The 19176-nt window shown below is 62.6% G+C and carries 23 protein-coding genes, 1 tRNA gene and 1 riboswitch; of the genes, 8 read left to right on the top strand and 16 right to left on the bottom strand.

Features of this window, described 5'->3' with window-relative positions:
- Positions 1–185: 185 nt before the first annotated feature.
- The 9 genes from JK176_RS10550 to hisG form a co-directional block, all read right to left on the bottom strand.
- Positions 186–261: transfer RNA gene (locus JK176_RS10550), tRNA-Phe, on the bottom strand.
- 60 nt (positions 262–321) lie between these two features.
- Positions 322–501 (bottom strand): DNA gyrase inhibitor YacG, encoded by a 180-nt coding sequence (locus JK176_RS10545; RefSeq protein ID WP_062032836.1) that lies wholly within the window; start codon positions 499–501, stop codon positions 322–324.
- Positions 498–1541, bottom strand: coding sequence for a ribonuclease E/G (locus JK176_RS10540; protein WP_211587792.1), 1044 nt, complete (start codon positions 1539–1541; stop codon positions 498–500). Before JK176_RS10540 ends, JK176_RS10545 begins: the two co-directional genes overlap by 4 nt.
- On the bottom strand, positions 1538–2194 hold the full coding sequence (locus JK176_RS10535; RefSeq protein ID WP_211587790.1) for a nucleoside triphosphate pyrophosphatase: 657 nt from the start codon (positions 2192–2194) through the stop codon (positions 1538–1540). Before JK176_RS10535 ends, JK176_RS10540 begins: the two co-directional genes overlap by 4 nt.
- 13 nt (positions 2195–2207) lie before the next feature.
- Complete coding sequence (gene infA / locus JK176_RS10530) at positions 2208–2426, bottom strand: translation initiation factor IF-1 (protein WP_007282896.1); 219 nt, start codon at positions 2424–2426, stop codon at positions 2208–2210.
- 166 nt (positions 2427–2592) lie between these two features.
- Entirely contained in the window at positions 2593–3897 is a 1305-nt protein-coding gene (locus JK176_RS10525; RefSeq protein ID WP_211587788.1) for a DEAD/DEAH box helicase, read from the bottom strand.
- A 126-nt stretch (positions 3898–4023) separates the two neighbouring features.
- Positions 4024–4464, bottom strand: a complete 441-nt coding sequence (locus JK176_RS10520) for a hypothetical protein (RefSeq protein WP_211587786.1) — start codon at positions 4462–4464, stop codon at positions 4024–4026.
- Entirely contained in the window at positions 4464–5756 is a 1293-nt protein-coding gene (gene hisD, locus JK176_RS10515; protein ID WP_211587784.1) for a histidinol dehydrogenase, read from the bottom strand. Before hisD ends, JK176_RS10520 begins: the two co-directional genes overlap by 1 nt.
- Complete coding sequence (gene hisG / locus JK176_RS10510) at positions 5756–6481, bottom strand: ATP phosphoribosyltransferase (protein WP_408874190.1); 726 nt, start codon at positions 6479–6481, stop codon at positions 5756–5758. The genes hisD and hisG overlap by 1 nt, the downstream gene beginning before the upstream one ends.
- Positions 6482–6641: 160 nt before the next feature.
- On the opposite strand from hisG, the gene JK176_RS10505 reads away from it, so the two are divergent.
- Both JK176_RS10505 and JK176_RS10500 read left to right on the top strand, forming a co-directional pair.
- Complete coding sequence (locus JK176_RS10505; protein WP_211587782.1) at positions 6642–7082, top strand: GntR family transcriptional regulator; 441 nt, start codon at positions 6642–6644, stop codon at positions 7080–7082.
- Between the two features lie 50 nt (positions 7083–7132).
- Positions 7133–8032 carry a slipin family protein gene (locus JK176_RS10500; protein ID WP_249194436.1) on the top strand — a complete coding sequence of 300 codons (900 nt, stop codon included), beginning with the start codon at positions 7133–7135 and terminating at the stop codon, positions 8030–8032.
- Here the strand turns inward: JK176_RS10500 and gmk are convergent.
- Together gmk and JK176_RS10490 are read right to left on the bottom strand one after the other, a co-directional pair.
- Positions 8022–8648, bottom strand: a complete 627-nt coding sequence (gmk, locus tag JK176_RS10495) for a guanylate kinase (protein ID WP_206034334.1) — start codon at positions 8646–8648, stop codon at positions 8022–8024. The genes JK176_RS10500 and gmk overlap by 11 nt on opposite strands.
- A gap of 206 nt (positions 8649–8854) precedes the next feature.
- Complete coding sequence (locus JK176_RS10490; RefSeq protein ID WP_194267247.1) at positions 8855–10114, bottom strand: AI-2E family transporter; 1260 nt, start codon at positions 10112–10114, stop codon at positions 8855–8857.
- A 183-nt stretch (positions 10115–10297) separates the two neighbouring features.
- On the opposite strand from JK176_RS10490, the gene pqqA reads away from it, so the two are divergent.
- The 5 genes from pqqA (at position 10298) to pqqE (ending at position 13474) form a co-directional block, all read left to right on the top strand.
- A complete protein-coding gene (pqqA, locus tag JK176_RS10485; RefSeq protein ID WP_010502998.1) occupies positions 10298–10378 on the top strand; it encodes a pyrroloquinoline quinone precursor peptide PqqA in 81 nt (26 codons plus the stop codon).
- 114 nt (positions 10379–10492) lie between these two features.
- Complete coding sequence (pqqB, locus tag JK176_RS10480; RefSeq protein WP_211574933.1) at positions 10493–11407, top strand: pyrroloquinoline quinone biosynthesis protein PqqB; 915 nt, start codon at positions 10493–10495, stop codon at positions 11405–11407.
- A complete protein-coding gene (gene pqqC / locus JK176_RS10475) occupies positions 11404–12123 on the top strand; it encodes a pyrroloquinoline-quinone synthase PqqC (protein ID WP_062027332.1) in 720 nt (239 codons plus the stop codon). The genes pqqB and pqqC overlap by 4 nt, the downstream gene beginning before the upstream one ends.
- On the top strand, positions 12120–12407 hold the full coding sequence (gene pqqD / locus JK176_RS10470; protein WP_211587780.1) for a pyrroloquinoline quinone biosynthesis peptide chaperone PqqD: 288 nt from the start codon (positions 12120–12122) through the stop codon (positions 12405–12407). Before pqqC ends, pqqD begins: the two co-directional genes overlap by 4 nt.
- Positions 12404–13474, top strand: a complete 1071-nt coding sequence (gene pqqE / locus JK176_RS10465; protein WP_211587778.1) for a pyrroloquinoline quinone biosynthesis protein PqqE — start codon at positions 12404–12406, stop codon at positions 13472–13474. The genes pqqD and pqqE overlap by 4 nt, the downstream gene beginning before the upstream one ends.
- A 24-nt stretch (positions 13475–13498) precedes the next feature.
- Here pqqE and ribH read toward each other — a convergent pair whose 3' ends face one another.
- The 5 genes from ribH to JK176_RS10440 form a co-directional block, all read right to left on the bottom strand.
- Positions 13499–13978 carry a 6,7-dimethyl-8-ribityllumazine synthase gene (gene ribH / locus JK176_RS10460; RefSeq protein WP_062106511.1) on the bottom strand — a complete coding sequence of 160 codons (480 nt, stop codon included), beginning with the start codon at positions 13976–13978 and terminating at the stop codon, positions 13499–13501.
- On the bottom strand, positions 13975–15228 hold the full coding sequence (gene ribB, locus JK176_RS10455; protein ID WP_211587777.1) for a 3,4-dihydroxy-2-butanone-4-phosphate synthase: 1254 nt from the start codon (positions 15226–15228) through the stop codon (positions 13975–13977). The genes ribH and ribB overlap by 4 nt, the downstream gene beginning before the upstream one ends.
- Positions 15225–15863 carry a riboflavin synthase gene (locus JK176_RS10450; RefSeq protein WP_211587775.1) on the bottom strand — a complete coding sequence of 213 codons (639 nt, stop codon included), beginning with the start codon at positions 15861–15863 and terminating at the stop codon, positions 15225–15227. The genes ribB and JK176_RS10450 overlap by 4 nt, the downstream gene beginning before the upstream one ends.
- The gene (gene ribD / locus JK176_RS10445; RefSeq protein WP_249194435.1) at positions 15845–16879 is read right to left on the bottom strand and encodes a bifunctional diaminohydroxyphosphoribosylaminopyrimidine deaminase/5-amino-6-(5-phosphoribosylamino)uracil reductase RibD; all 1035 of its coding nucleotides are present in this window, start codon (positions 16877–16879) and stop codon (positions 15845–15847) included. Before ribD ends, JK176_RS10450 begins: the two co-directional genes overlap by 19 nt.
- A gap of 116 nt (positions 16880–16995) precedes the next feature.
- A riboswitch (FMN riboswitch) is annotated at positions 16996–17153 on the bottom strand.
- Between the two features lie 157 nt (positions 17154–17310).
- Positions 17311–17499: an entericidin A/B family lipoprotein gene (locus JK176_RS10440; protein ID WP_099285974.1), complete on the bottom strand. Its 189-nt coding sequence runs from the start codon at positions 17497–17499 to the stop codon at positions 17311–17313.
- A 179-nt stretch (positions 17500–17678) separates the two neighbouring features.
- On the opposite strand from JK176_RS10440, the gene JK176_RS10435 reads away from it, so the two are divergent.
- Positions 17679–19142 carry a deoxyribodipyrimidine photo-lyase gene (locus tag JK176_RS10435; RefSeq protein ID WP_211587773.1) on the top strand — a complete coding sequence of 488 codons (1464 nt, stop codon included), beginning with the start codon at positions 17679–17681 and terminating at the stop codon, positions 19140–19142.
- Positions 19143–19176 lie beyond the last annotated feature (34 nt).

The following is a 19176-nucleotide window of genomic DNA, read 5'->3' as shown; positions in this document are numbered from 1 at the left end:
CGGACAACTGCCGAGCAGGGTCTCGACTGGTCCCGAGCGTTGCGAGCCATTGTGCATGGCCTGATCGCGACGCGGGATCGAGCAACTTATATGGCAGAACGGAACTGGGGATTGACAGGCGCTACGATCTGAGGAGCGACCATCTGCTGATAGGGCGGAATGCACCCGATTTCAGGGAAAATAAATGGTGCCCAAGGGCGGAATCGAACCACCGACACTGCGATTTTCAGTCGCATGCTCTACCAACTGAGCTACTTGGGCACCGAGCTTCAGGGCGAACCCCGTTGCGGAGATGGGATGTAGCTTATGATTGCGGTGGGATCAACCCTCTCCGTCGCGATATTCGTCCTGTTCTTCGTCATTGTCCTGACGAAAGGACGGAACGCGATATGTTCCGCTGAACCAGCGGCCCAGATCGACGTCTGCACAGTGCCGGGAGCAGAACGGGCGGAACTGGGGATCTGTGGGGCGGTGGCAGATCGGGCAGGTGGACTCGCTCATGACAGGCTCCAGCTTGCAGGGGAGGCGTTGGGATCAAGGACAAGGTCTAACGTCCGCGCGCGCCGTGACGTGAAATCAGCGAGAGCCTCGGGATCACTTTCCAGCGCCTTGATGAGGCGGATCGAGGCCGTCAGCGTCTGGCCGGGGCGGTCTTCGCGCAGGATCGTCCGCAGGATGGACAGAGCCAGACCCTGTGGGGAAGACAGAAGTTCATGAAGGGGCGGGCGACGGCGCGAGCGCGTCAGTTCCAGCAGACCCGACGGCGTTGCACCGAGAACATCCGGTTTGAGTGGATCGTCGGACAGGGCTTCGCGCAGGAATGAAACTAGCGCGGGGCGTTTGCGCGTCTTTACACCCGCCGGATCTACCAGAATCGTGCCTGAGAGGTTCCGCAGACGGATCTGCCGGGCAAGGGCTGGAAAAGCTGCCACATTGCCCTTGAAGTCAGGAGCAGCAGTGCTGTCGAGGTCAATGGCAACCAGAGCGGGGGTCGGAAAAAAACTGGCGGTCAGCAGGCCCAGATCGGCATCGGAACTGCAAAGACTGTCGAAATCGGATTCAAGTGCGCCATCGAATGCTTGCTGGCAGCGCTGAAGGCGCGGACGCAGGCGGACGGGTAGCTTTGCGGCAATACCCGCATCATCCACGAAAATTGGCGCATCCCGATAACGGTCCGCCAGTTCGTCCAACGGGGTCGGGCCGCGTTCCAGAAGTTTTGGAGCGGAAGGGGCTTCGGCAGGCATATCGGCCCGACGCAGACGCAGACCTTTGCCATTCTGTGCCGAACGACTGACGCGGGCTGCGATCAGAGTGCCTTCTATCAGGGCATCGCGTGTGGAGAGAAAACCGCTCTGACCGTCTTCGAGCAGGACAAATGCGCCGCCCAGAGCCGGGGCGGCCTTCTGGACGCGGACAACGTGCCAGTCTTCCAGACCATCCGGGCAGCCGGGACGCCAGAGTGCGACGTCCAGCAGCGTGTCATGGTCGGTAACGGCAATCCGCACTTCGCCCGGAGAACAGGCTGCGCGGATTTCAGTCATGCGATCCAGCCACCTGAAGGTTTACCGACCGGTTGTCCGCGCAGGAGCTGTGCGGTTTCAAACAGCGGCAGTCCCACGACGGCGGAGTAGCTGCCGCCGATTTGGCGGATATGGGCGGCAGCGGCGCCCTGAATGGCATAACCGCCCGCCTTGCCCTGCCAGTCGCCCTGCGCGATCAGGGCGTCGATCTGCGCGTCCGTCAAGCGATGGAAAATGACGGAGGTTTCCACCAGCCGCTCACAGGAATTGCCCTGCGGCCAGCCCGCGCTCGGACGCAGGACAATAGCGGTCAGAACCTTGTGCCGACGGCCCGAAAGCAGCTTCAGGCAGGCACGGGCCGTCTTTTCATCTTCGGCTTTCGGTAGGATGCGCCGACCGACCGACACCACGGTATCCGCGCCGAGGACCAATGCGGCATCCATGCGCTGCGCGGCCACATGCTCCGCCTTCTGGCGGGCGAGGCGCTGCGCAAGCGGGCGCGGCAGTTCGCCGGGGCGCGGTTCTTCGTCGATATCGGCGCTGACGACGGCGTCGGGCACGATGCCGATCTGTTCCAGCAGGCTCAGGCGGCGCGGGGAGGCGGAGGCCAGAACGAGCTTCGGACGGTCCAAAAGGCCGGATGACCCTTCTGCGGAAGACGGGGATGCGGTCATGCGGCGGACTGTCTTACTTGAAGCGGAACGTGATCCGTCCCTTGGACAGGTCGTAGGGCGTCATTTCGACGTTGACGCGGTCACCGGCCAGAACACGGATGCGGTTCTTGCGCATCTTGCCGCTCGTATGGGCGAGGATGGTGTGCTCGTTGTCGAGCGTGACGCGGAACATGGCGTTGGGGAGCAGTTCCATGACGGTGCCGGTAAACTCGATCAGGTCTTCTTTTGACATGTGAATCCTTGCTTCAGGGACAGGGTAATGATCTGCGCGCGGCAGTGGCCCCGGTGCGGAGCCAGAAAATCCAGCCCGCTATGTGCGGACTGTCAGACGAAAGGTCAAGCGCGACCGGCCCCTGTCCCGGGATTCTTGCGGTTTTTATGCCGGTCGGGAGTGGTTTTCAGGAGGCTTTTCCGGCGGCCTGCGCTCCGCCCTGAGCTGCGGCGCGGGCGGCCATCTTTTCCTCTTCGGTCCAGACGCGGCGCTCGCGCACCTTTTGCGGCTTGACCTGCTTGACCGGACCGCCGCCGAGCACGGGCGGCCGCATGGTTGAGTTCCGGGCCTTTTCGCAGTGCCATTCATGGCTGTCATGAACGTCCAGAGTCCGACCGATTTCACGCTCGACGGCATGGAGCCAGGCGCGCTGTTCGGCATCGCAGAGTGTGATGGCGAAACCGCTGCGGCCCGCACGGCCCGTGCGTCCGATCCGGTGCACATAGCTTTCCGGCAGGCTCGGCAGATCATGGTTGATGACATGCGTGACCGTATCGACGTCAATGCCGCGCGCCGCGATATCGGTCGCTACCAGAACCTGAACGTCGCCTTCGCGGAATGCGTTCAGCGCCCGTTCGCGCTGGCCCTGCGACCGGTTGCCGTGCAGCGCTTCCGCCGTGATGCCGGACTCCGTCAGGAAGGTGCAGACCTCGTTGGCGATGTTCTTTTGCAACGTGAAGACGACGGCCTGACCGATGCCCGGCGTCTGAAGCTGGGACAGGAGAGCCGCTTTCTTGTTGGACGCATCCAGGAACATGACCGACTGCGCGATGCGGTCCACCGTGGTGGAGGGCGGTGCGATTTCGACCTTGGCCGGGTCGCGCAGGAGGCTCTCGACGAGGGCCGTAATGGATTTCGGCATGGTCGCGGAAAACAGCACCGTGTGCCGGTCTGCGGGGAGTGTTGCGACAATGCGTTCGATCGGCTTGGCAAAGCCCATGTCGAGCATCTGGTCGGCTTCATCCAGCACCAGCGCCTCAAGCTGCGACAGATCGCACAGGCCCTGTTCGATCAGGTCCAGCAGGCGTCCCGGTGCGGCGACGAGGATGTCCACGCCCTCTTCAAGCGCCTTGACCTGATGGACCTGACTGACACCGCCGAAAATCGTGGTGACACGCACCGGCTGATGACGGCTGAAGCTCTCGAACCCGTCCGCAATCTGCGAAACCAGCTCGCGCGTGGGCGCCAGAACCAGAATGCGCGCACCGTTTTTAGGGGCCGGACGCGGGTTTTCGGCAAGTCGGTGCAGCAAAGGAAGCGCGAAAGAGGCCGTCTTGCCCGTGCCGGTCTGCGCCAGTCCGAGCAGATCGCGACCTTCCAGCAGAAACGGAATGGACTGGGCCTGAATGGGCGTCGGCTTGACGTAGCCTGCGTCGTCCAGAGCGCGAAGGATCGTGGGCGCAAGGCCGAGATCGGCAAAAGTTACGGACATAATAAGGCGGCGCCTCCGGCGCTGAGTAAAGCTGCGCCTGATGGGGCTTCGCGGATTCAGAAAACGGGCTTGTACGAATGATGCTTCCCGCCGTCAACGCGGCGGAATGCATGTAGACTCAGCCCGTCAGGACAGTTTGGAAATATCGCGCATGGCGACGACCAGATTCATGTGCGACGCCAGAAGCCTCTGCGGCAGGGACGGCAGATAGATCCGGATGGCCTCAAGCCGTTTGGACTCCGGAAGGGCCGCAAACGGCGTGCGTGATCCCGGGCCGTCGCTTCCCGCGTCATAGCTTTTTGCAATCGCGGCCAGCAGCGTGGCGGGGACGGAGGCCAGAAGCGCTTTCTGCGCCGGATTCAGAAGACGGTCCCGCAGGGGGCCGGAGAGCGTGCGCTCTTCGGCGATTTTCGGTTCTTCATAAGGCTTGAGCTGGCTCAGCGGGAATTCGACTTCCACGCCATTGGCCTGCTCGACATAACCGGTGGTGCCGTCGATATCGACCAGCCTGCCGTCATGCGCGCCCTTCAGGTCCGAAACACGATCACCGATCGACAGGCGGGCCATCAGTTCTTCTCCAGCCGGACCGACAGGCTGAGGGCATGGGCGTCCAACCCTTCGGCGGTCGCCAGTGCGACCCCGGCCGGGCCTATCCGGCGCAGACCGGCTTCATCGGTTTCGATGGTGGTGGTGCGCTTGATGAAATCGAACACCGACAGGCCGGAGGCGAACCGCGCCGTGCGGCTGGTCGGCAGGACGTGGTTCGGACCGCCGACATAATCGCCCACGGCTTCGGGGCAGTTGCGGCCCATGAAGATCGCACCCGCATGGCGGACCATGGCCGAGAAGGCGCGCGGGGCGTCGAGCATGACTTCCAGATGTTCGGGTGCCAGTGCGTTGACGATCTCGGCGGCTTCCTCAAGCGAGCGCACGACGATGACCGCGCCGTGGTCTTCCCAGCTTTTTGAGGCGATGGCGGCACGGGGCAGGGTTTCCAGCTCTTTGCGGACGGCCTCGGCGGCACGTTCGGCAAAAGCGGCATCCGTTGTCACGAGAATGGCCTGAGCCTGTTCGTCATGCTCGGCCTGTGCGAGCAGATCGAGCGCGACAAGGCGCGGATCGTTCTGCCCGTCAGCCACGACCACGACTTCGGACGGCCCGGCGATGCTGTCGATGCCGACATGCCCAAAGACCTGCCGCTTGGCTTCCGCAACATACGCATTGCCGGGACCTACGATGCGGTCTACCGGGGCGATAAGGTCCGTACCGAACGCCATGGCGCCCACGGCCTGCGCGCCGCCAATGCGGTAGATTTCCGTCACGCCGCAAAGCTGCGCGGCCGCGAGAACCACCGGGTTCAGCACGCCGTCCGGGGTCGGGACACACATGGCCAGCCGCTTCACACCCGCCACACGGGCGGGCAGGGCGTTCATCAGTACGGAGGACGGATAGGCCGCCTTGCCGCCCGGAACATAGAGCCCGACCGCATCCAGTGGGGTCCAGCGCATCCCGAGGCGGATGCCGTCTTCGTCCGTGAAGTCCAGATCCTTGGGCATCTGGGCGGCATGGAACGTTTCGACCCGCCGTGCGGCGGTGCGGAGGGCGTCCATCAGGTCCGAGGGCACGCGCGTGGCTTCGGACGCGATCTCTTCCGCACTGATACGGAGTTTTTCAGCAGGCAGGGTCAGCCGATCGAACCGGGCGGTATAGTCGCACAGGGCCTCGTCGCCCCGGCTGCGGACGTCTGCGAGGATCGCACGGACCGGTTCGGCCACGCTGCGTTCGTCGCTTCCACGCGCGGCGAGCAGCGTGGCGAAGTCTGCGGAAAAGTCGGCGGCAGTCGTATCGAGGCGTTTCATCAGACCGTACCTTCCGTGGCGAGGGCTGTGCGGAAACGCTCGATCAGGGCGCTGATTTCTTCAGGCCGGGTCTTGAGCGCGACGCGGTTGACGATCAGGCGGCTCGTGACATGCGCGATGGTCTCGGTTTCCATCAGGCCATTGGCCCGCAGCGTGGATCCGGTATCGACCAGATCGACGATGACGCTCGCCAGATCCAGCGTCGGCGCGAGTTCCATAGCGCCGTTCAGATGCACGATCTCGGCATTGATGGCGCGGGAGGCGAAATGCCGGCGGGCAATGGTCGGGTATTTCGTGGCAACCCGCAGACGGGACTGACCCGTTGCGGGATCTTCGATCATGGTTTTTGGGCGCGCCACGCAAATGCGGCAGCCCCCGATGCCCAGATCGAGCGGGGCATAGATGTCCGGATAGTCGAATTCCATCAGCACATCCGCGCCGCACACGCCGATATCGGCACCGCCATAGGCCACGAAGGTCGCGACATCGAAGGAACGGACCCGCACGACATCCAGATTCGGATCGGACGTGCCAAAGCGCAGGCGGCGGCTGCTTTCGGTCAGGCAGTCCGGGTCGGGTTCGATGCCCGTGCGTGTCAGGACCGGAGCCAGCGCCTTGAGGATGCGGCCTTTCGGGAGGGCGAGGATGAGCGGCGTATGATGATGCGCGGTCGTGTCCGTTCCGTTCCGGGTCATGATCGGGGGGTCGGTCTGGAGCGCTGTCATGCGACGTCTGGTCCTTGGCTGTCCGCAGGCACTGGGAACGGCAGCGCATATCACGAAGCCGGAGTCTTCCCAAGCCTTGCGCGGTTTCAAACAGCCTTGAGAGTGCTTTGACACGGAATCTTCTTGACGAACATTCCGAAAGCGGATCACTCTTGTATGCATGTCTGCTGACATAGAAACATACCTCTTTCCCACGCCGCTTTCGGATGCCAGCGCCTTGCCGTTGCGCGTTCAGATCCGCGAGCGCGTGCTGGCCGCTATCGGCTCGGGGCTGCTGAAGCCCGACGACCGACTGCCGACCATGCGCGCGCTCGCCGTTCACCTGCGGGTGGATCTCAACACCGTCCAGCGGGCCTATGCGGAACTCGAGCGGCTGGGCGCGATCCGGACGCTGCGGGCGCGGGGCAGTTTCGTCAGCGCCACACCGCCACACCCGGACGGCGCCCTCAAAGCCGCGGAAGTCCGCGCGCTCGCGGCCTCCACCATCGCCCGCAGTCAGGCCGCGGGCCTTGATCCCGAAGCGATCGTCATCGCCATGCGCGATCTTCTCGGTCTGCCTCCCACTCCCTCCGAGCCCGAGAGCGGCTCTGCCAAAGGCTGATGTCCATGCCGGATTTCCCCGTCCTTCCTTCCATGTCGCTGGTGCCATCCATGAATCGGAAACTGCCTCTCAACACGATTTCCGCCTCCATCGCGGCGATCGTTTTTTTGCTTTCGGCCGGACTGACGGCTCTGACGCGGCAGTCCGGCTGGGTCATCGGTGGCTTCGTGCTGGCCCTGCTCGTGCATCTATCGCTCAAGATGTGCAATTCTTGGCAGCGCGTTCTGGTTCTGCGGGCAGGAAAGATTCAGGGGCTGCGCGGTCCGGGCCTGTTTCTGATTGTGCCCTTTCTCGATCAGATCGACGCCGTTGTGGACCAGCGTATCCGCACGGTGCCCGTCCATACGCGTCAGACCCTGACGCGCGATACAACGCCGGTGGATGTGGACGCGGTCGTGTTCTGGATGGTGCATGATCCGCTGCGGGCCATCACGGAGCTGGACAATTACGAGGGTTCGGTCTCGATGGTCGCGCTCACGACGCTGCGCGAGGTTGTCGGCAGTTCGGATCTGGCGACGCTGCTGGAAGACCGCCGCCGTATCGACGGCGAATTGCGCGATCTTATCGAGATCAAGACGCGCGAATGGGGCGTTACAGTTCAGGCTGTCGAAATCCGCGACGTACAACTGCCCGACAGTCTTCAGGATGCCATGAGCCGTCAGGCGCAGGCCGAGCGCGAGCGTGCTGCCCGCGTCACGCTGGCTTCGGCAGAACGGGAAGTGGCGCATGAACTGGCGCAGGCGGCCAAGACTTACGAAGCCTCGCCGATCGCGCTCCAGATCCTTCAGATCAACCGTATTTTTGAGATGAACAAGAACCGCGGCACCACCATCCTGATGCCGACAACCATGGCGGATGCCATGACCTCCGCAACAGCCTTTGCCGCCGCGATGCAGACCGTTCAGCCGGAGGCAGGGACCCCGGCTGCGACCGGTGAGGTCAGCGGCTGAAGCTGGCGACCATGTCCGGCAGGTTGCGCTGACGTCGCGTAGCCAGCCGTGCGGCTGTCAGGACGGAGCGAGCCTGCGAGATGGCGGTATCGAGGTCCGAATTGATGATCGTGTGATCGAATTCGGACCAATGAGAAATCTCGTTCAGCGCCGCCTGCATACGCTTGGCGATTTCTTCGGGATGGTCCGACGCGCGTTTGTTCAGGCGGCGTTCCAGTTCTTCCAGCGACGGCGGCAGAACGAACAGGCTCACCACATCGTCCGGCAGGGCCGCGCGCAGAAGGCGGTGCCCCTGCCAGTCGATATCGAACACCATGTCATGCCCGGCATTCAGCGCTTCCTCAACCGGTGCGCGTGGCGTGCCGTAGCCCCGACCGAAGACCTCCGCCCATTCCAGCAGTTCGCCATCCGCAGCCATGCGGCGGAATTCCTCGATATCCCGGAAATGGTAATGCACCCCCTCGACTTCGCCCGGACGCGGCCCGCGCGTCGTAACCGAGACGGAATGGCGCAGGGTCGGCTCCGAAGCGCGCAGGGCGTTGGCAATGGTGGACTTGCCCGCACCAGACGGGGCCGAGATCACCAGACAGACGCCACGGCGGGGCAATTGGGTCATGGGGTCTCCTTGGAAGAATGAACAGGACAGGAATGTTCTGCCGAAGCGTCTAGCGTAAAGGGGGCGGTTCTGGCCAGATATTCGGGTCGTATTCAGGGCTCTGCCCTGAAACCCGCCAAAGGCCGGGGCCTTTGGAAACCGCTTTATTTGGAATCGGGATCAAAGGGGCGAGCCCCTTTGTGGGGTGCGGGGCAACGCCCCGATCCTCACGGCTCGGACTGAAGCTGCGCAACGATGGCACTGCTGATCGTCCGCCGTGTCGGGCCACCCAGAACGTGTCCAAGTGGGGCCAGCACTTCGATATGGTCACAGACGATCTTGAAAACCGCGAGCATCGGCACGGACAGGAAGGCGCCCGAAATGCCCCACATCCAGTCCCAGAACAGCAGCGATCCCATGACGAAAACGGGATTGAGCGTGAAGCGCCGGGCCAGCAGCATGGGGGTGATGGTCTCGCCTTCCAGCACATGGATCAGCAGATAGATCGACGGCGGCAGGAGCGCGTAAAGCAGGGACGGAAAGCTGAACAGCCCGACCACGAAATAGACCACCACACCCGTCAGCGGCCCGATGATGGGGATGTAGTTCAGCAGGAACGCCAGCACACCCCACAGAAGCGGGTTGGGCATGCCGGTCGCCCAGCACTGGATCATGTTCACCAGCCCCACACCCAGATTCATCATCGTGATCGTCACGAGATAGAGCGAGACGTTCTGTTCGATCTGCGTCGCCATCTCCACGAGGCGGCGTTTCTTGGCGTAGGTCGGCATGATCTCGACGCAGCGTCGCAGAAGCGTGTCGCCTTCCGTCATGAGGAAGAACAGCATCAGCAGCATCGAGAAGAAGCCGCCTGCAAGCTCACGCGTCCCGGCCAGAACGGAGGAGCCGAGCCGCGAGAGTGCCGTCTCCCCGCTGATCGGACCGGTGACGCCATGTGCCGTATGTGTGTTGCCGGAATGGCCGCTGAACATGGCCGACAGGCGCATGTAATCGTGTTGGATCATGTCGATCGGCCCGCTGAGAACGGCCAGCTTGCTTTGCAATGCGGGGAGCGTCTGTGGCGCGCGGGTGATCCAGCCAGCAGCCGGGACGGAAATCGTCGTGGCGATTCCGCCCACGATTCCGAACATCATGACAATCAGCAGCAGGCCCGCCAGATGCCGGGGCAGGCGCAGACGCTGAGTCAGGAATCGCATGGGTGCGATCATGAGCAGGTTCAGCACGAGCGCGAAGACGAAGGGCAGAAGGATGGGAGCCGTGAAATACAGCGAATAGAAGACAGCGAGAATCGTCAGGATCAGGACACACATGTCCCGGATGTTCAGATGGTCGCGCAGCAGGTTCCGGTCGAGTGTGGGGTCCGGAAAATCGCCGTCCGGCAGCAGTTTTTCGCCAGTTCTTCCAGACGGGGACGCGGTATCGCTACAGGCAGGGTCGGCGGAGGACGCAATGGGACGGCCGGACATGTTTTTTTGCCTGCAACGAAGACGGAGCTTACGGACCAGAACGGTCCGCGAAAGGACACAGTTACGTGTTCTGCCCAAAAAACCCCTTGAACTCCAGTGGCATCCGGTCACTAAATCATGAGGAGCGCCTGTGGATGTGTTGTTGTCACATCTGCCGGTTATCGGAGACCAAGGAGAAAAATCATGGCCTGGAACACACCGAAAGTTACCGAAATCCCGCTGGGCGCAGAAATCAACTCGTATGTCTGCGGCGAGAAGAAATAAGCCTCTTCCCCGAGGCCCCGTCCTTGAGGAATATGGCACGGCCGCTCCCCTTCGGAGCGGCCGTTTTCATTCATGGGGGCCGCAGGGCACCCGATTCAGACGGTTTGTAAAAAAATGATTGATGTCATCGTGCTCGGCGCGGCGGCAGGGGGCGGTTTTCCGCAGTGGAATTCCGCAGCGCCCGGCTGTGTGGCCGCCCGCACGCGACAGGGCGCGAAAGCCCGGACCCAGGCCTCCATCGCCGTCAGCGCCGACGGAAAACGCTGGTTCATTCTCAACGCCGCGCCCGATCTGCGCCAGCAGATCATCGAAACTCCGGCCCTGCATCATCAGGGCAGTCTGCGCGGAACGCCCATTCAGGGCGTCGTCCTGACCTGCGGCGAAATCGACGCCATCACGGGGCTTCTGACGCTGCGTGAGCGCGAACCCTTCAGGTTGATGGGCAGCGACTCGACGCTTCGGCAACTGGCGGACAATCCGATGTTCGGCGCGCTCGACCCTGAGATTGTGCCGCGCATCCCGTTGCTTCTCAACGAACCCATGTCCCTGATGAACAAGGACGGGATTCCCTCGGGGCTGCTGCTGACGGCCTTCGCCGTGCCGGGCAAGGCTCCGCTTTATGCAGAGGCTGCAGGCTCAAAGCCCGACGAAACGCTGGGTCTGTCCATAACGGACGGGCTGAAAACGCTGCTTTTCATTCCCGGCTGCGCGCATATCACGCCGGAGATTGTGGAGCGTGTATCAGCGGCGGATCTCGTTTTCTTCGACGGGACGCTGTGGCGGGACGACGAAATGATCCGCGCCGGGCTGAGCCCCAAGAGCGGCCAGCGGATGGGGCATGTTTCGGTGAATGATGCCGGTGGCCCTGTTGAATGTTTCACGATGTGCGAAAAACCTCGCAAGGTCTTGATTCATATCAACAACTCCAACCCGATTCTGTTCGAAGACAGCCCCGAACGCAAAAGCGTCGAACGCGCCGGATGGACGGTTGCGGAAGACGGCATGACTTTCAGACTGGACACACCATGACGCTCCTCACCCCTGACCAGCTTGAAGAGAGGCTTCGGCAGATCGGTGCCGAGCGGTACCACAACCGGCACCCCTTTCACCGCAAGCTGCATGACGGCAAGCTCGACCGCGCGCAGGTTCAGGCCTGGGCGCTGAACCGCTATTATTATCAGGCCCGCATCCCGGCCAAGGACGCGACCCTCCTCGCACGGCTGCCCACGGCGGAGCTCCGCCGGGAATGGCGCCGCCGGATCGAGGATCATGACGGTACGGAGCCCGGAACGGGCGGTGTCGCGCGCTGGCTGATGCTGACGGATGGTCTGGGGCTGGATCGCGATTATGTGGAAAGCCTCGACGGCCTGCTTCCGGCCACGCGCTTTTCGGTCGATGCCTATGTGAACTTCGTGCGGGACCGCTCCATTCTGGCCGCCATCGCGTCCTCGCTGACGGAGCTGTTTTCGCCCACGATCATCAGCGAGCGCGTCTCTGGGATGCTGCGGCACTATGATTTCGTGTCGGAAAAGACGCTGGCCTATTTCACGCCCCGTCTGACGCAGGCGCCGCGGGATTCCGATTTCGCGCTGGCCTATGTGCGCGAAAACGCCCGCACACCCGAGCAGCAGAAAGAGGTTCTGGAAGCTCTGGAGTTCAAATGCTCCGTGCTGTGGACCATGTTGGATGCGCTCGATTATGCCTATGTGGACGGCCACATCCCGCCGGGCGCCTTCGTTCCATGACGGACCAACCCTGTGTCGCGGAAGAGAGCGTTCTCTCCTTCGCGCGGGGCCATCGGCTTCAGCACGATCGCGTGAGAGACCTGTGGATCGTGCAGGCGCCTGAAAAAGCGTTTGTGATCGAGGGCTCCGCACCGCATATTCTGCGGCTTCTGGATGGGGAGCGCAGCGTCGGCGACATCATCCAGCAGCTTGCAAATGAATTTTCCGCCCCGCGTGAGGTCATCGCGAAGGATGTCCTCGCGCTTCTTTCTGAACTGACAGAAAAGAACGTCCTGCACACATGACACTGCCTTCGCCGCCGATGAGCCTTCTGGCTGAACTGACGCATCGTTGCCCGCTTTCCTGCCCCTATTGCTCCAATCCGCTTGAACTCGAACGAAAAGCGGCGGAACTCGACACAGCCGGCTGGCGCTCCGTGCTGGAGCAGGCCGCCGAACTCGGTGTGTTGCAGGTTCATTTCTCCGGCGGTGAGCCGATGGCCCGGCCCGATCTCGTCGAACTGGTGTCTCTCGCACGTAAGCTTAACCTGTATTCCAACCTGATCACCTCCGGCGTCCTGCTTGACGAAACGAAGCTGGAGGCGCTGGACAAGGCCGGGCTGGACCACATCCAGCTATCCTTTCAGGATGTGACGGAGGCCGGGGCGGAGCGGATCGGCGGCCTCAAGGGGGCGCAGGCCCGCAAGATCGAAGCGGCGCGGCTTATTCGGGCGTCCGGTATTCCGATGACGCTCAATTTTGTGGTGCATAGGGAAAATGTAGCCCGTATTCCCGAGATGTTTGCTCTGGCGCGGGAACTCGGGGCCGGACGGGTGGAGATTGCGCATACCCAGTATTATGGCTGGGGGCTGAAAAACCGTGATGCGCTTCTGCCCAGCCGTGAGCAGCTTCAGGAAGCCACCCGCGCCGTTGAGGCGGAACGTGCGAAGGGTGGTCTTTCGGTCGATTATGTGACACCGGATTATCATGCGGACCGGCCCAAACCCTGCATGGGCGGCTGGGGGCAGCGCTTCGTGAATGTCACGCCCTCAGGGCGCGTTCTGCCGTGCCATGCGGCTGAAATTATTCCCGATGTTGCCTTCCCGAATGTGCAGGACGGGACTCTGTCGGACATCTGGAACTGTTCGCCCCTGTTCAATATGTTCCGGGGGACGGACTGGATGCCCGAACCCTGTCGGTCCTGCGAGCGCAAGGAACAGGACTGGGGCGGATGCCGCTGTCAGGCGCTGGCGTTGACGGGGAATGCCGCCAACACCGACCCGGTCTGTAGTCTTTCGCCATTTCATGACCGTGTGGAAAAGGCCGTGGCGGAAGCGTCAGAAAAGCCGGAGCTTGTGTACCGGCGTTTCTGACAGGCGGTGCTTTTCCCGCAGGGATCAGGAGCGGGCGGGCACGTTGCGCAGGAAGGCCAGTGTCTCGACACAGGCCGCTGCTGCTTCCCGGCCTTTGTTTTCGGCATCTGCGCGGGAGCGGTCCACGGCCTGCTGTTCGGTGTAGGTCGTGAGGATGCCGAAAGCGATCGGCACTTCGGTGGCAAGCTGGGCCTGCATGATGCCGATTGTGGCACCCAGCGAGATGAATTCGAAATGCGCGGTGTCACCCTTGATGACGCAGCCGAGGCAGATCACGCCCTCGTATTGGCCTGATTTCGCCAGACGCTGGGCCAGAATGGGGAGTTCGAACGCGCCCGGCGCATCATAGACGTCCACATCGGTGATGCCGCGCTCTTCGAGCCATTCGAGCGCGCCGTTCTTCAGGCCGCCAGTGATGCTCGTGTTGAAGCGGCTGGAGATGATGGCCACTTTCGGTGCGGGAGAAAGCTGCAGGTCGGGGGCTACGGGGATATGGGTGCTCATGCCGGCTGTTCCTGAAGGAAATGGCCCATCCGTGTGCGTTTGGTCGCAAGATAGGCGCGGTTGAAAGGATTGGCTTCGATTTCCAGCCGTTCTCTGGACTGTACGTCAAAGCCGAAGCGGACGAGGTTGGATTCCTTGTCCGGATTGTTCGTCAGAAGACGGAGCGAACTCACGCCCAGATGCCGCAGCAGGTCGGCTGCCGCATCCCATTCGCGGGCATCGGCGGGTAGGCCGAGGGCTTCGTTGGCCTCGACCGTGTCCATGCCATGATCCTGAAGCTCGTAGGCGCGGATCTTGTTGGCCAGTCCGATTCCACGGCCTTCATGGCCCCGCAGATAGACCAGCACGCCGGATTCGGATGCCGAAATCCGCTCCAGAGCTTCGCGGAGCTGTGCGCCGCAGTCGCAGCGCATGGAGCCGAGCGCATCGCCCGTCACACATTCCGAATGCAGACGCACCAGCGGAACGCCCTTGGATGGATCGCCTTTCACCAGCGCGACATGCTCCACGCCATCAACGGCACGGAAGGCGTGGATGCGCAGATCGTGGCCGCCGAAAATGCTGGGAAGGGCAGATTCGGCCACCATTTCGCCTGCAGCGGGGACCGGCGTGCAGATCAGGTCGTGGCCCGCGATGGCACCGCGTCCGTGTTCGCGGCACCAGTCCTGAAGGTCCGCGATGCTGACGATGGGCATGTTGTGGCGGGCGGCATATTTCCGCAGTTCCGGCAGGCGCATCATGCTGCCGTCATCGGCCATGATTTCGCAGATCACGCCAGCGGGCTCCAGCCCGGCCAGACGCGCAATGTCGATCGAACCTTCCGTATGACCGTTGCGGCCTAGAACGCCCTCGGGATGCGCGCGGAGCGGGAAGATATGTCCCGGCGAGACGAGGTCGTCTGGCTTAGCTGCGGGGTTGGCGGCGATGACGATCGTGCGGGCGCGGTCTGCGGCAGAAATGCCGGTCGTTACACCTGTTGCCGCTTCGATCGAAACCGTGAAGGCTGTGCCACGCGGGTCGCGGTTGCGGGCCACCATGGGGGGCAGGGCCAGACGGTCCGCCTGTTCGGCTTCCAGTGGCAGGCAGATCAGGCCGCGCGCCTCACGAACCATGAAGTTGATGGCTTCCGGCGTGGCGAACTGCGCCGCCATGACCAGATCGCCCTCGTTCTCCCGGTTTTCGTCATCGACCATGACGACCATGCCGCCAGCGCGGATGGCCTCGATGGCGGTTTTCAGGGACGGCTTCATGAGGCCACCTTTCCAAGGCTGGGGGAGAACCGCAGCAGGTTCTCGACATATTTGGACAGCACATCGACTTCCACATCCATCCGGTCTCCGACCGACAGCGTGGAGAGGTTGGTGTGCTCCCAGGTGTGCGGGATGATCGTCAGGCCGACTTCAAAACCGGGCTGATTGCCGCGCGTGATGTCGTCATGCAGATCATTCACCGTCAGGCTGATGCCGTCGAAAGTGATGGAGCCCTTTTCCACGACATACTGGCGCAGCGCCTGCGGGACGAACACGCGCAGAGCGTAGGAATCCCCTGCTTTCTCGATGCTTGCGAGGGTCGCCACGCCATCCACATGGCCCTGAACGATATGGCCCGAAAGGCGCGTGCTGGCTGCGACGGCGCGTTCCAGATTGACGCGCGATCCGGTTTTCAGCTGATCCAGCGGTGTGCGGGACAGCGTCTCGCCGCTGAGATGGAACGTCGCCACGCCTGCTGCATCGAAAGTCTCGACCGTCAGACACACGCCGTTAACTGCGACGCTCTCGCCGAGTTCCAGATCGGGAAAGCCGGTCTCTACGGTCAGGTCCATGGCCTTGTCGCGGACGGATGCTGAGCGGACTGTGCCCAGACGCTCTATGATTCCAGAGAACATGCGTTTTCCCTCAGCAGTCGCAGCGGGCTTTCGTCCCGCGATTTCAGATCGATGCGGTCAGCGTCCGCAGTTTTGTGAATGGTAAGCCAGTCGTCCCACAGCCCGGCCTCGGCGACGGAGGCCAGCAGGGCTGGTCCGGCTTCGATCATCGCCCAGTTCACGCCCCGCTCTGCCAGCAGGGCCGGGACAGAGAGCAGGTCGGAACTGGTAAGGACCTCGAACCCGGCCTGCGTCATCTCCGCAACCCAGTCCGCCGGAAGGCGGCCATGGCGGTCGCAGACGATCAGCAGGCGCGGCTTGCACCCCTCATGGTCCGGGACATGCCGGACTGTGAAGCGCGGGCGGTCTGCCAGAACGGTGCCGATCCCGGTGATGATCGCATCCGTCGCCCGGCGCAGGCGATGCGCGAGGACGAGCGAGTCCGGAGATGTGAAGGTTTTCTGCCCCGGCGGCGGCACCATGGAGCCGTGTTCGTCCAGCGCCTGCTTGACGCTGATCCATGGGCGGTGCCGGACGACGCGGCTTGCGAAAGGGGCCAGAAGAGCGCGGCAGTCCCGCGCCAGATCGGCCATGTCCGGCCGGTCCGCCAGCATGACCACGCGTTTTGCACCGGGCATTTCGCGAAGCCGCGATGCACCGCCAGACGCCTGGGGGTTCGGATCGGCTGCACCAATCCAGACTTCCTGAACCGGACTATTGCGCAGGGCTTCGCTGCACGGAGGGGTGCGCCCGGTGTGATTGCACGGCTCCAGCGTGACAAGAGCCACCCGTGCCTGATCCAGCACGCCTGCTGCCTTGGCCTGCGCCAGAGCCATCGCTTCGGCATGGGGCTGCCCCGCCCGTGGATGAACGCCGACCGTCAGGACACGCCCTTCGGCATCCAGCAGCGCACATCCGACGGACGGGTTGGGTGCTGTGGCCCCAAAGGTTTCGACAGCCTGTGAGATGGCCGCACGAAACCCGTGGCGAATGGCGCTCGGTGCTACTGTGTCGGAAAGGGTGGTCTGGTCAGGCAAGTTGCGTCTTCTGGTCCCGTTACAATCGGGACGTCCGCAAGGCGCACGCCGCCCTCAGCCGGAACGGAAAACAGGCGGGGCGACACGCGCCCAACCTGCCCGCGACCGGACAAGTGCTGCGTTCTCTTCCATCCGGACTATGACCGTCGGCTCCGGAGTCTCACCGGATCTGCTTGTCCCTTCCGAACCGAAATCCGGAAGGCGCTCGCGGGCTGAGGCGGAGAAATCCGCCAATACCGCCGGTGGGGAGTTTCACCCCGCCCTGAGAACGTCTGTGTTCAATTCGAACTATGGAACCGTCCGGACAGGAATGACAAGCAAAAATCTACACAGGCCTGTTTCCGAAGCAGCAGTCAGGACGTGTCGATACAAAAAAACCGCCGGTCGGGGACCGGCGGTTCTGAAAGCCCGAAGTGGGGTTTTCGCGAAAATCAGGGGGAAACGCCCGTGTGACGGTCAATCGCGCCCTGCGTTGCGGTTGCGCCGCGGGTAACGTTGTGACCGACGGAACTCACGTCCTGACCAGCGCCGCGCACGGTGTTGCAGGCAGACAGCGTGACAGCCGAACCCGAAAGCAGGGCCAGCGAAAGGGCAATACGTGCAATGAACTTGGTGGACATGAAGAAAATCCTCTTGAAGAGCGTTTCGCCATCTAAACGACATTTCATGACAATGGTTCGCGGCCTTGGGAGAAATTTTTTCGGGCTCTCTCCGGTCCGGATTGAAGTCGTTTCATTCGTTCTGAACGAATGGCGCTGTGGGGCGCTTTATGAAGAATTTCCCCTTTTTGTGAGGATCCATGCCCCGTTCCCGGACCCAATCTTCTTCCCCCCGGCAGACCCGGCCAGCCATTGTCTGGTTTCGGGACGATCTGCGTCTGGCAGATCATCCTGCGCTGCATGAGGCGTCGTCGTCCGGTCGGCCGCTCATCTGTGTGTATGTTCTTGATGACGTGACCCCGGCCCTGCATCCGGCTGGAGCGGCGTTGCGGTGGTGGCTTCATGGGGCTTTGGCCGATCTGCGGGCACAACTGGAAAGTCGGGGTGGGGAGCTGCTGACGCTTGCGGGGTCGGCCGAGGATCTGCTTCCGCAGCTTGTGCGGCACATGGATGCGGCGTCGGTGCATTGGCACTATCGGCTGCATGAACGCGAACAGGCGCAGGACGATCGAATCCGGCAGGCTCTGGAACAGCAGGGCTGTGAGGTTGGAACACATTGGGGAACGGTTCTGCTCGATCCGGACACGGTGCGTACGAAGCAAGGGGGATTCTACAAGGTCTGCGGCTCATTCTGGAAGGCGCTTCAGACGCACACCATACCGGAGCCGTTGGGAATGCCGGACGGGCTGTCATTTCAGGGCGTTCCGGACTCTGTTCTGTCGGATAAACGGCTGAATGAAGCGGATCTCTGTCCGCAGGCTCCGGACTGGGCGGCTGGGTTCCGAAAGACTTGGGAGCCGGGAGAAGCGGAAGGGCGGGAGCATCTTGAGGATTTTCTGAAAGATGCTGTTGCAGAGTATCCGAGGGGTCGGGACAGGGTGGCGGAGGAAGGAACGTCGCGTCTGTCGCCCTATCTTGCGTCCGGTGCGGTCTCACCCCGGCAGGTCTGGGCAGCGTTGCAGAAGCATGGTGCGCATACGGATGGCCCGCGGATTTTCCTGTCAGAGCTCGGTTGGCGGGAATTTGCCCGCTACACGTTGTATCACCTGCCGCAACTGCCGTTTGAAAACCTCAGCCCGAAATTTTCCGGGATGCGTTGGCGGAACAGTGCCGCAGATCTGAAGGCGTGGCAGCGCGGGCAGACGGGGGTGCCGATCGTGGATGCGGGGATGCGTCAGCTCTGGCAGACCGGCTGGATGCATAACAGGGCGCGGATGATCGTGGGATCGTTCCTGACGAAGCATCTGCTGATCGACTGGAAGGAAGGGGAGGCGTGGTTCCGCGATACGCTGGTGGATGCGGATTTTGCGAACAATGCCATGAACTGGCAGTGGGTCGCAGGGACGGGCATCGAAGCCACGCCGTTTTTCAGGATTTTTAACCCGACGCGACAGGCTGAAAAGTTTGACCCGGATGGCGATTATATCCGCCAGTGGGTGCCTGAACTGCGTCGTCTGTCAGGAAAGGCGCTGTTTGAGCCCTGGGCCGCGAAGGAAGCGGACCTGCGGCACGGGGGAGTGATTCTGGGCAAGACCTATCCGCGCCCCATCGTCGATCTGAAAGACGGGCGGGATCGTGCCATTCAGGCCTTCAGGGCGCTTTGAGGTCCTGAAATTCCGGCCCCGCGAAAGGGGCCGG

The sequence above is a fragment of the Gluconobacter sp. Dm-73 genome, from assembly GCF_018256215.1.
Lineage (GTDB): Bacteria > Pseudomonadota > Alphaproteobacteria > Acetobacterales > Acetobacteraceae > Gluconobacter > Gluconobacter cadivus.
This window is presented reverse-complemented; position numbering and strand designations above follow the sequence as displayed.

Coding starts and splice junctions, on each gene's coding strand:
- JK176_RS10545 (WP_062032836.1), bottom strand. CDS start 501: ATGAGCGAGTCCACCTGCCCGATCTGCCACCGCCCCACAGATCCCCAG.
- JK176_RS10540 (WP_211587792.1), bottom strand. CDS start 1,541: ATGACTGAAATCCGCGCAGCCTGTTCTCCGGGCGAAGTGCGGATTGCC.
- JK176_RS10535 (WP_211587790.1), bottom strand. CDS start 2,194: ATGACCGCATCCCCGTCTTCCGCAGAAGGGTCATCCGGCCTTTTGGAC.
- infA (WP_007282896.1), bottom strand. CDS start 2,426: ATGTCAAAAGAAGACCTGATCGAGTTTACCGGCACCGTCATGGAACTG.
- JK176_RS10525 (WP_211587788.1), bottom strand. CDS start 3,897: ATGTCCGTAACTTTTGCCGATCTCGGCCTTGCGCCCACGATCCTTCGC.
- JK176_RS10520 (WP_211587786.1), bottom strand. CDS start 4,464: ATGGCCCGCCTGTCGATCGGTGATCGTGTTTCGGACCTGAAGGGCGCG.
- hisD (WP_211587784.1), bottom strand. CDS start 5,756: ATGAAACGCCTCGATACGACTGCCGCCGACTTTTCCGCAGACTTCGCC.
- hisG (WP_408874190.1), bottom strand. CDS start 6,481: ATGACAGCGCTCCAGACCGACCCCCCGATCATGACCCGGAACGGAACG.
- JK176_RS10505 (WP_211587782.1), top strand. CDS start 6,642: ATGTCTGCTGACATAGAAACATACCTCTTTCCCACGCCGCTTTCGGAT.
- JK176_RS10500 (WP_249194436.1), top strand. CDS start 7,133: ATGAATCGGAAACTGCCTCTCAACACGATTTCCGCCTCCATCGCGGCG.
- gmk (WP_206034334.1), bottom strand. CDS start 8,648: ATGACCCAATTGCCCCGCCGTGGCGTCTGTCTGGTGATCTCGGCCCCG.
- JK176_RS10490 (WP_194267247.1), bottom strand. CDS start 10,114: ATGTCCGGCCGTCCCATTGCGTCCTCCGCCGACCCTGCCTGTAGCGAT.
- pqqA (WP_010502998.1), top strand. CDS start 10,298: ATGGCCTGGAACACACCGAAAGTTACCGAAATCCCGCTGGGCGCAGAA.
- pqqB (WP_211574933.1), top strand. CDS start 10,493: ATGATTGATGTCATCGTGCTCGGCGCGGCGGCAGGGGGCGGTTTTCCG.
- pqqC (WP_062027332.1), top strand. CDS start 11,404: ATGACGCTCCTCACCCCTGACCAGCTTGAAGAGAGGCTTCGGCAGATC.
- pqqD (WP_211587780.1), top strand. CDS start 12,120: ATGACGGACCAACCCTGTGTCGCGGAAGAGAGCGTTCTCTCCTTCGCG.
- pqqE (WP_211587778.1), top strand. CDS start 12,404: ATGACACTGCCTTCGCCGCCGATGAGCCTTCTGGCTGAACTGACGCAT.
- ribH (WP_062106511.1), bottom strand. CDS start 13,978: ATGAGCACCCATATCCCCGTAGCCCCCGACCTGCAGCTTTCTCCCGCA.
- ribB (WP_211587777.1), bottom strand. CDS start 15,228: ATGAAGCCGTCCCTGAAAACCGCCATCGAGGCCATCCGCGCTGGCGGC.
- JK176_RS10450 (WP_211587775.1), bottom strand. CDS start 15,863: ATGTTCTCTGGAATCATAGAGCGTCTGGGCACAGTCCGCTCAGCATCC.
- JK176_RS10440 (WP_099285974.1), bottom strand. CDS start 17,499: ATGTCCACCAAGTTCATTGCACGTATTGCCCTTTCGCTGGCCCTGCTT.
- JK176_RS10435 (WP_211587773.1), top strand. CDS start 17,679: ATGCCCCGTTCCCGGACCCAATCTTCTTCCCCCCGGCAGACCCGGCCA.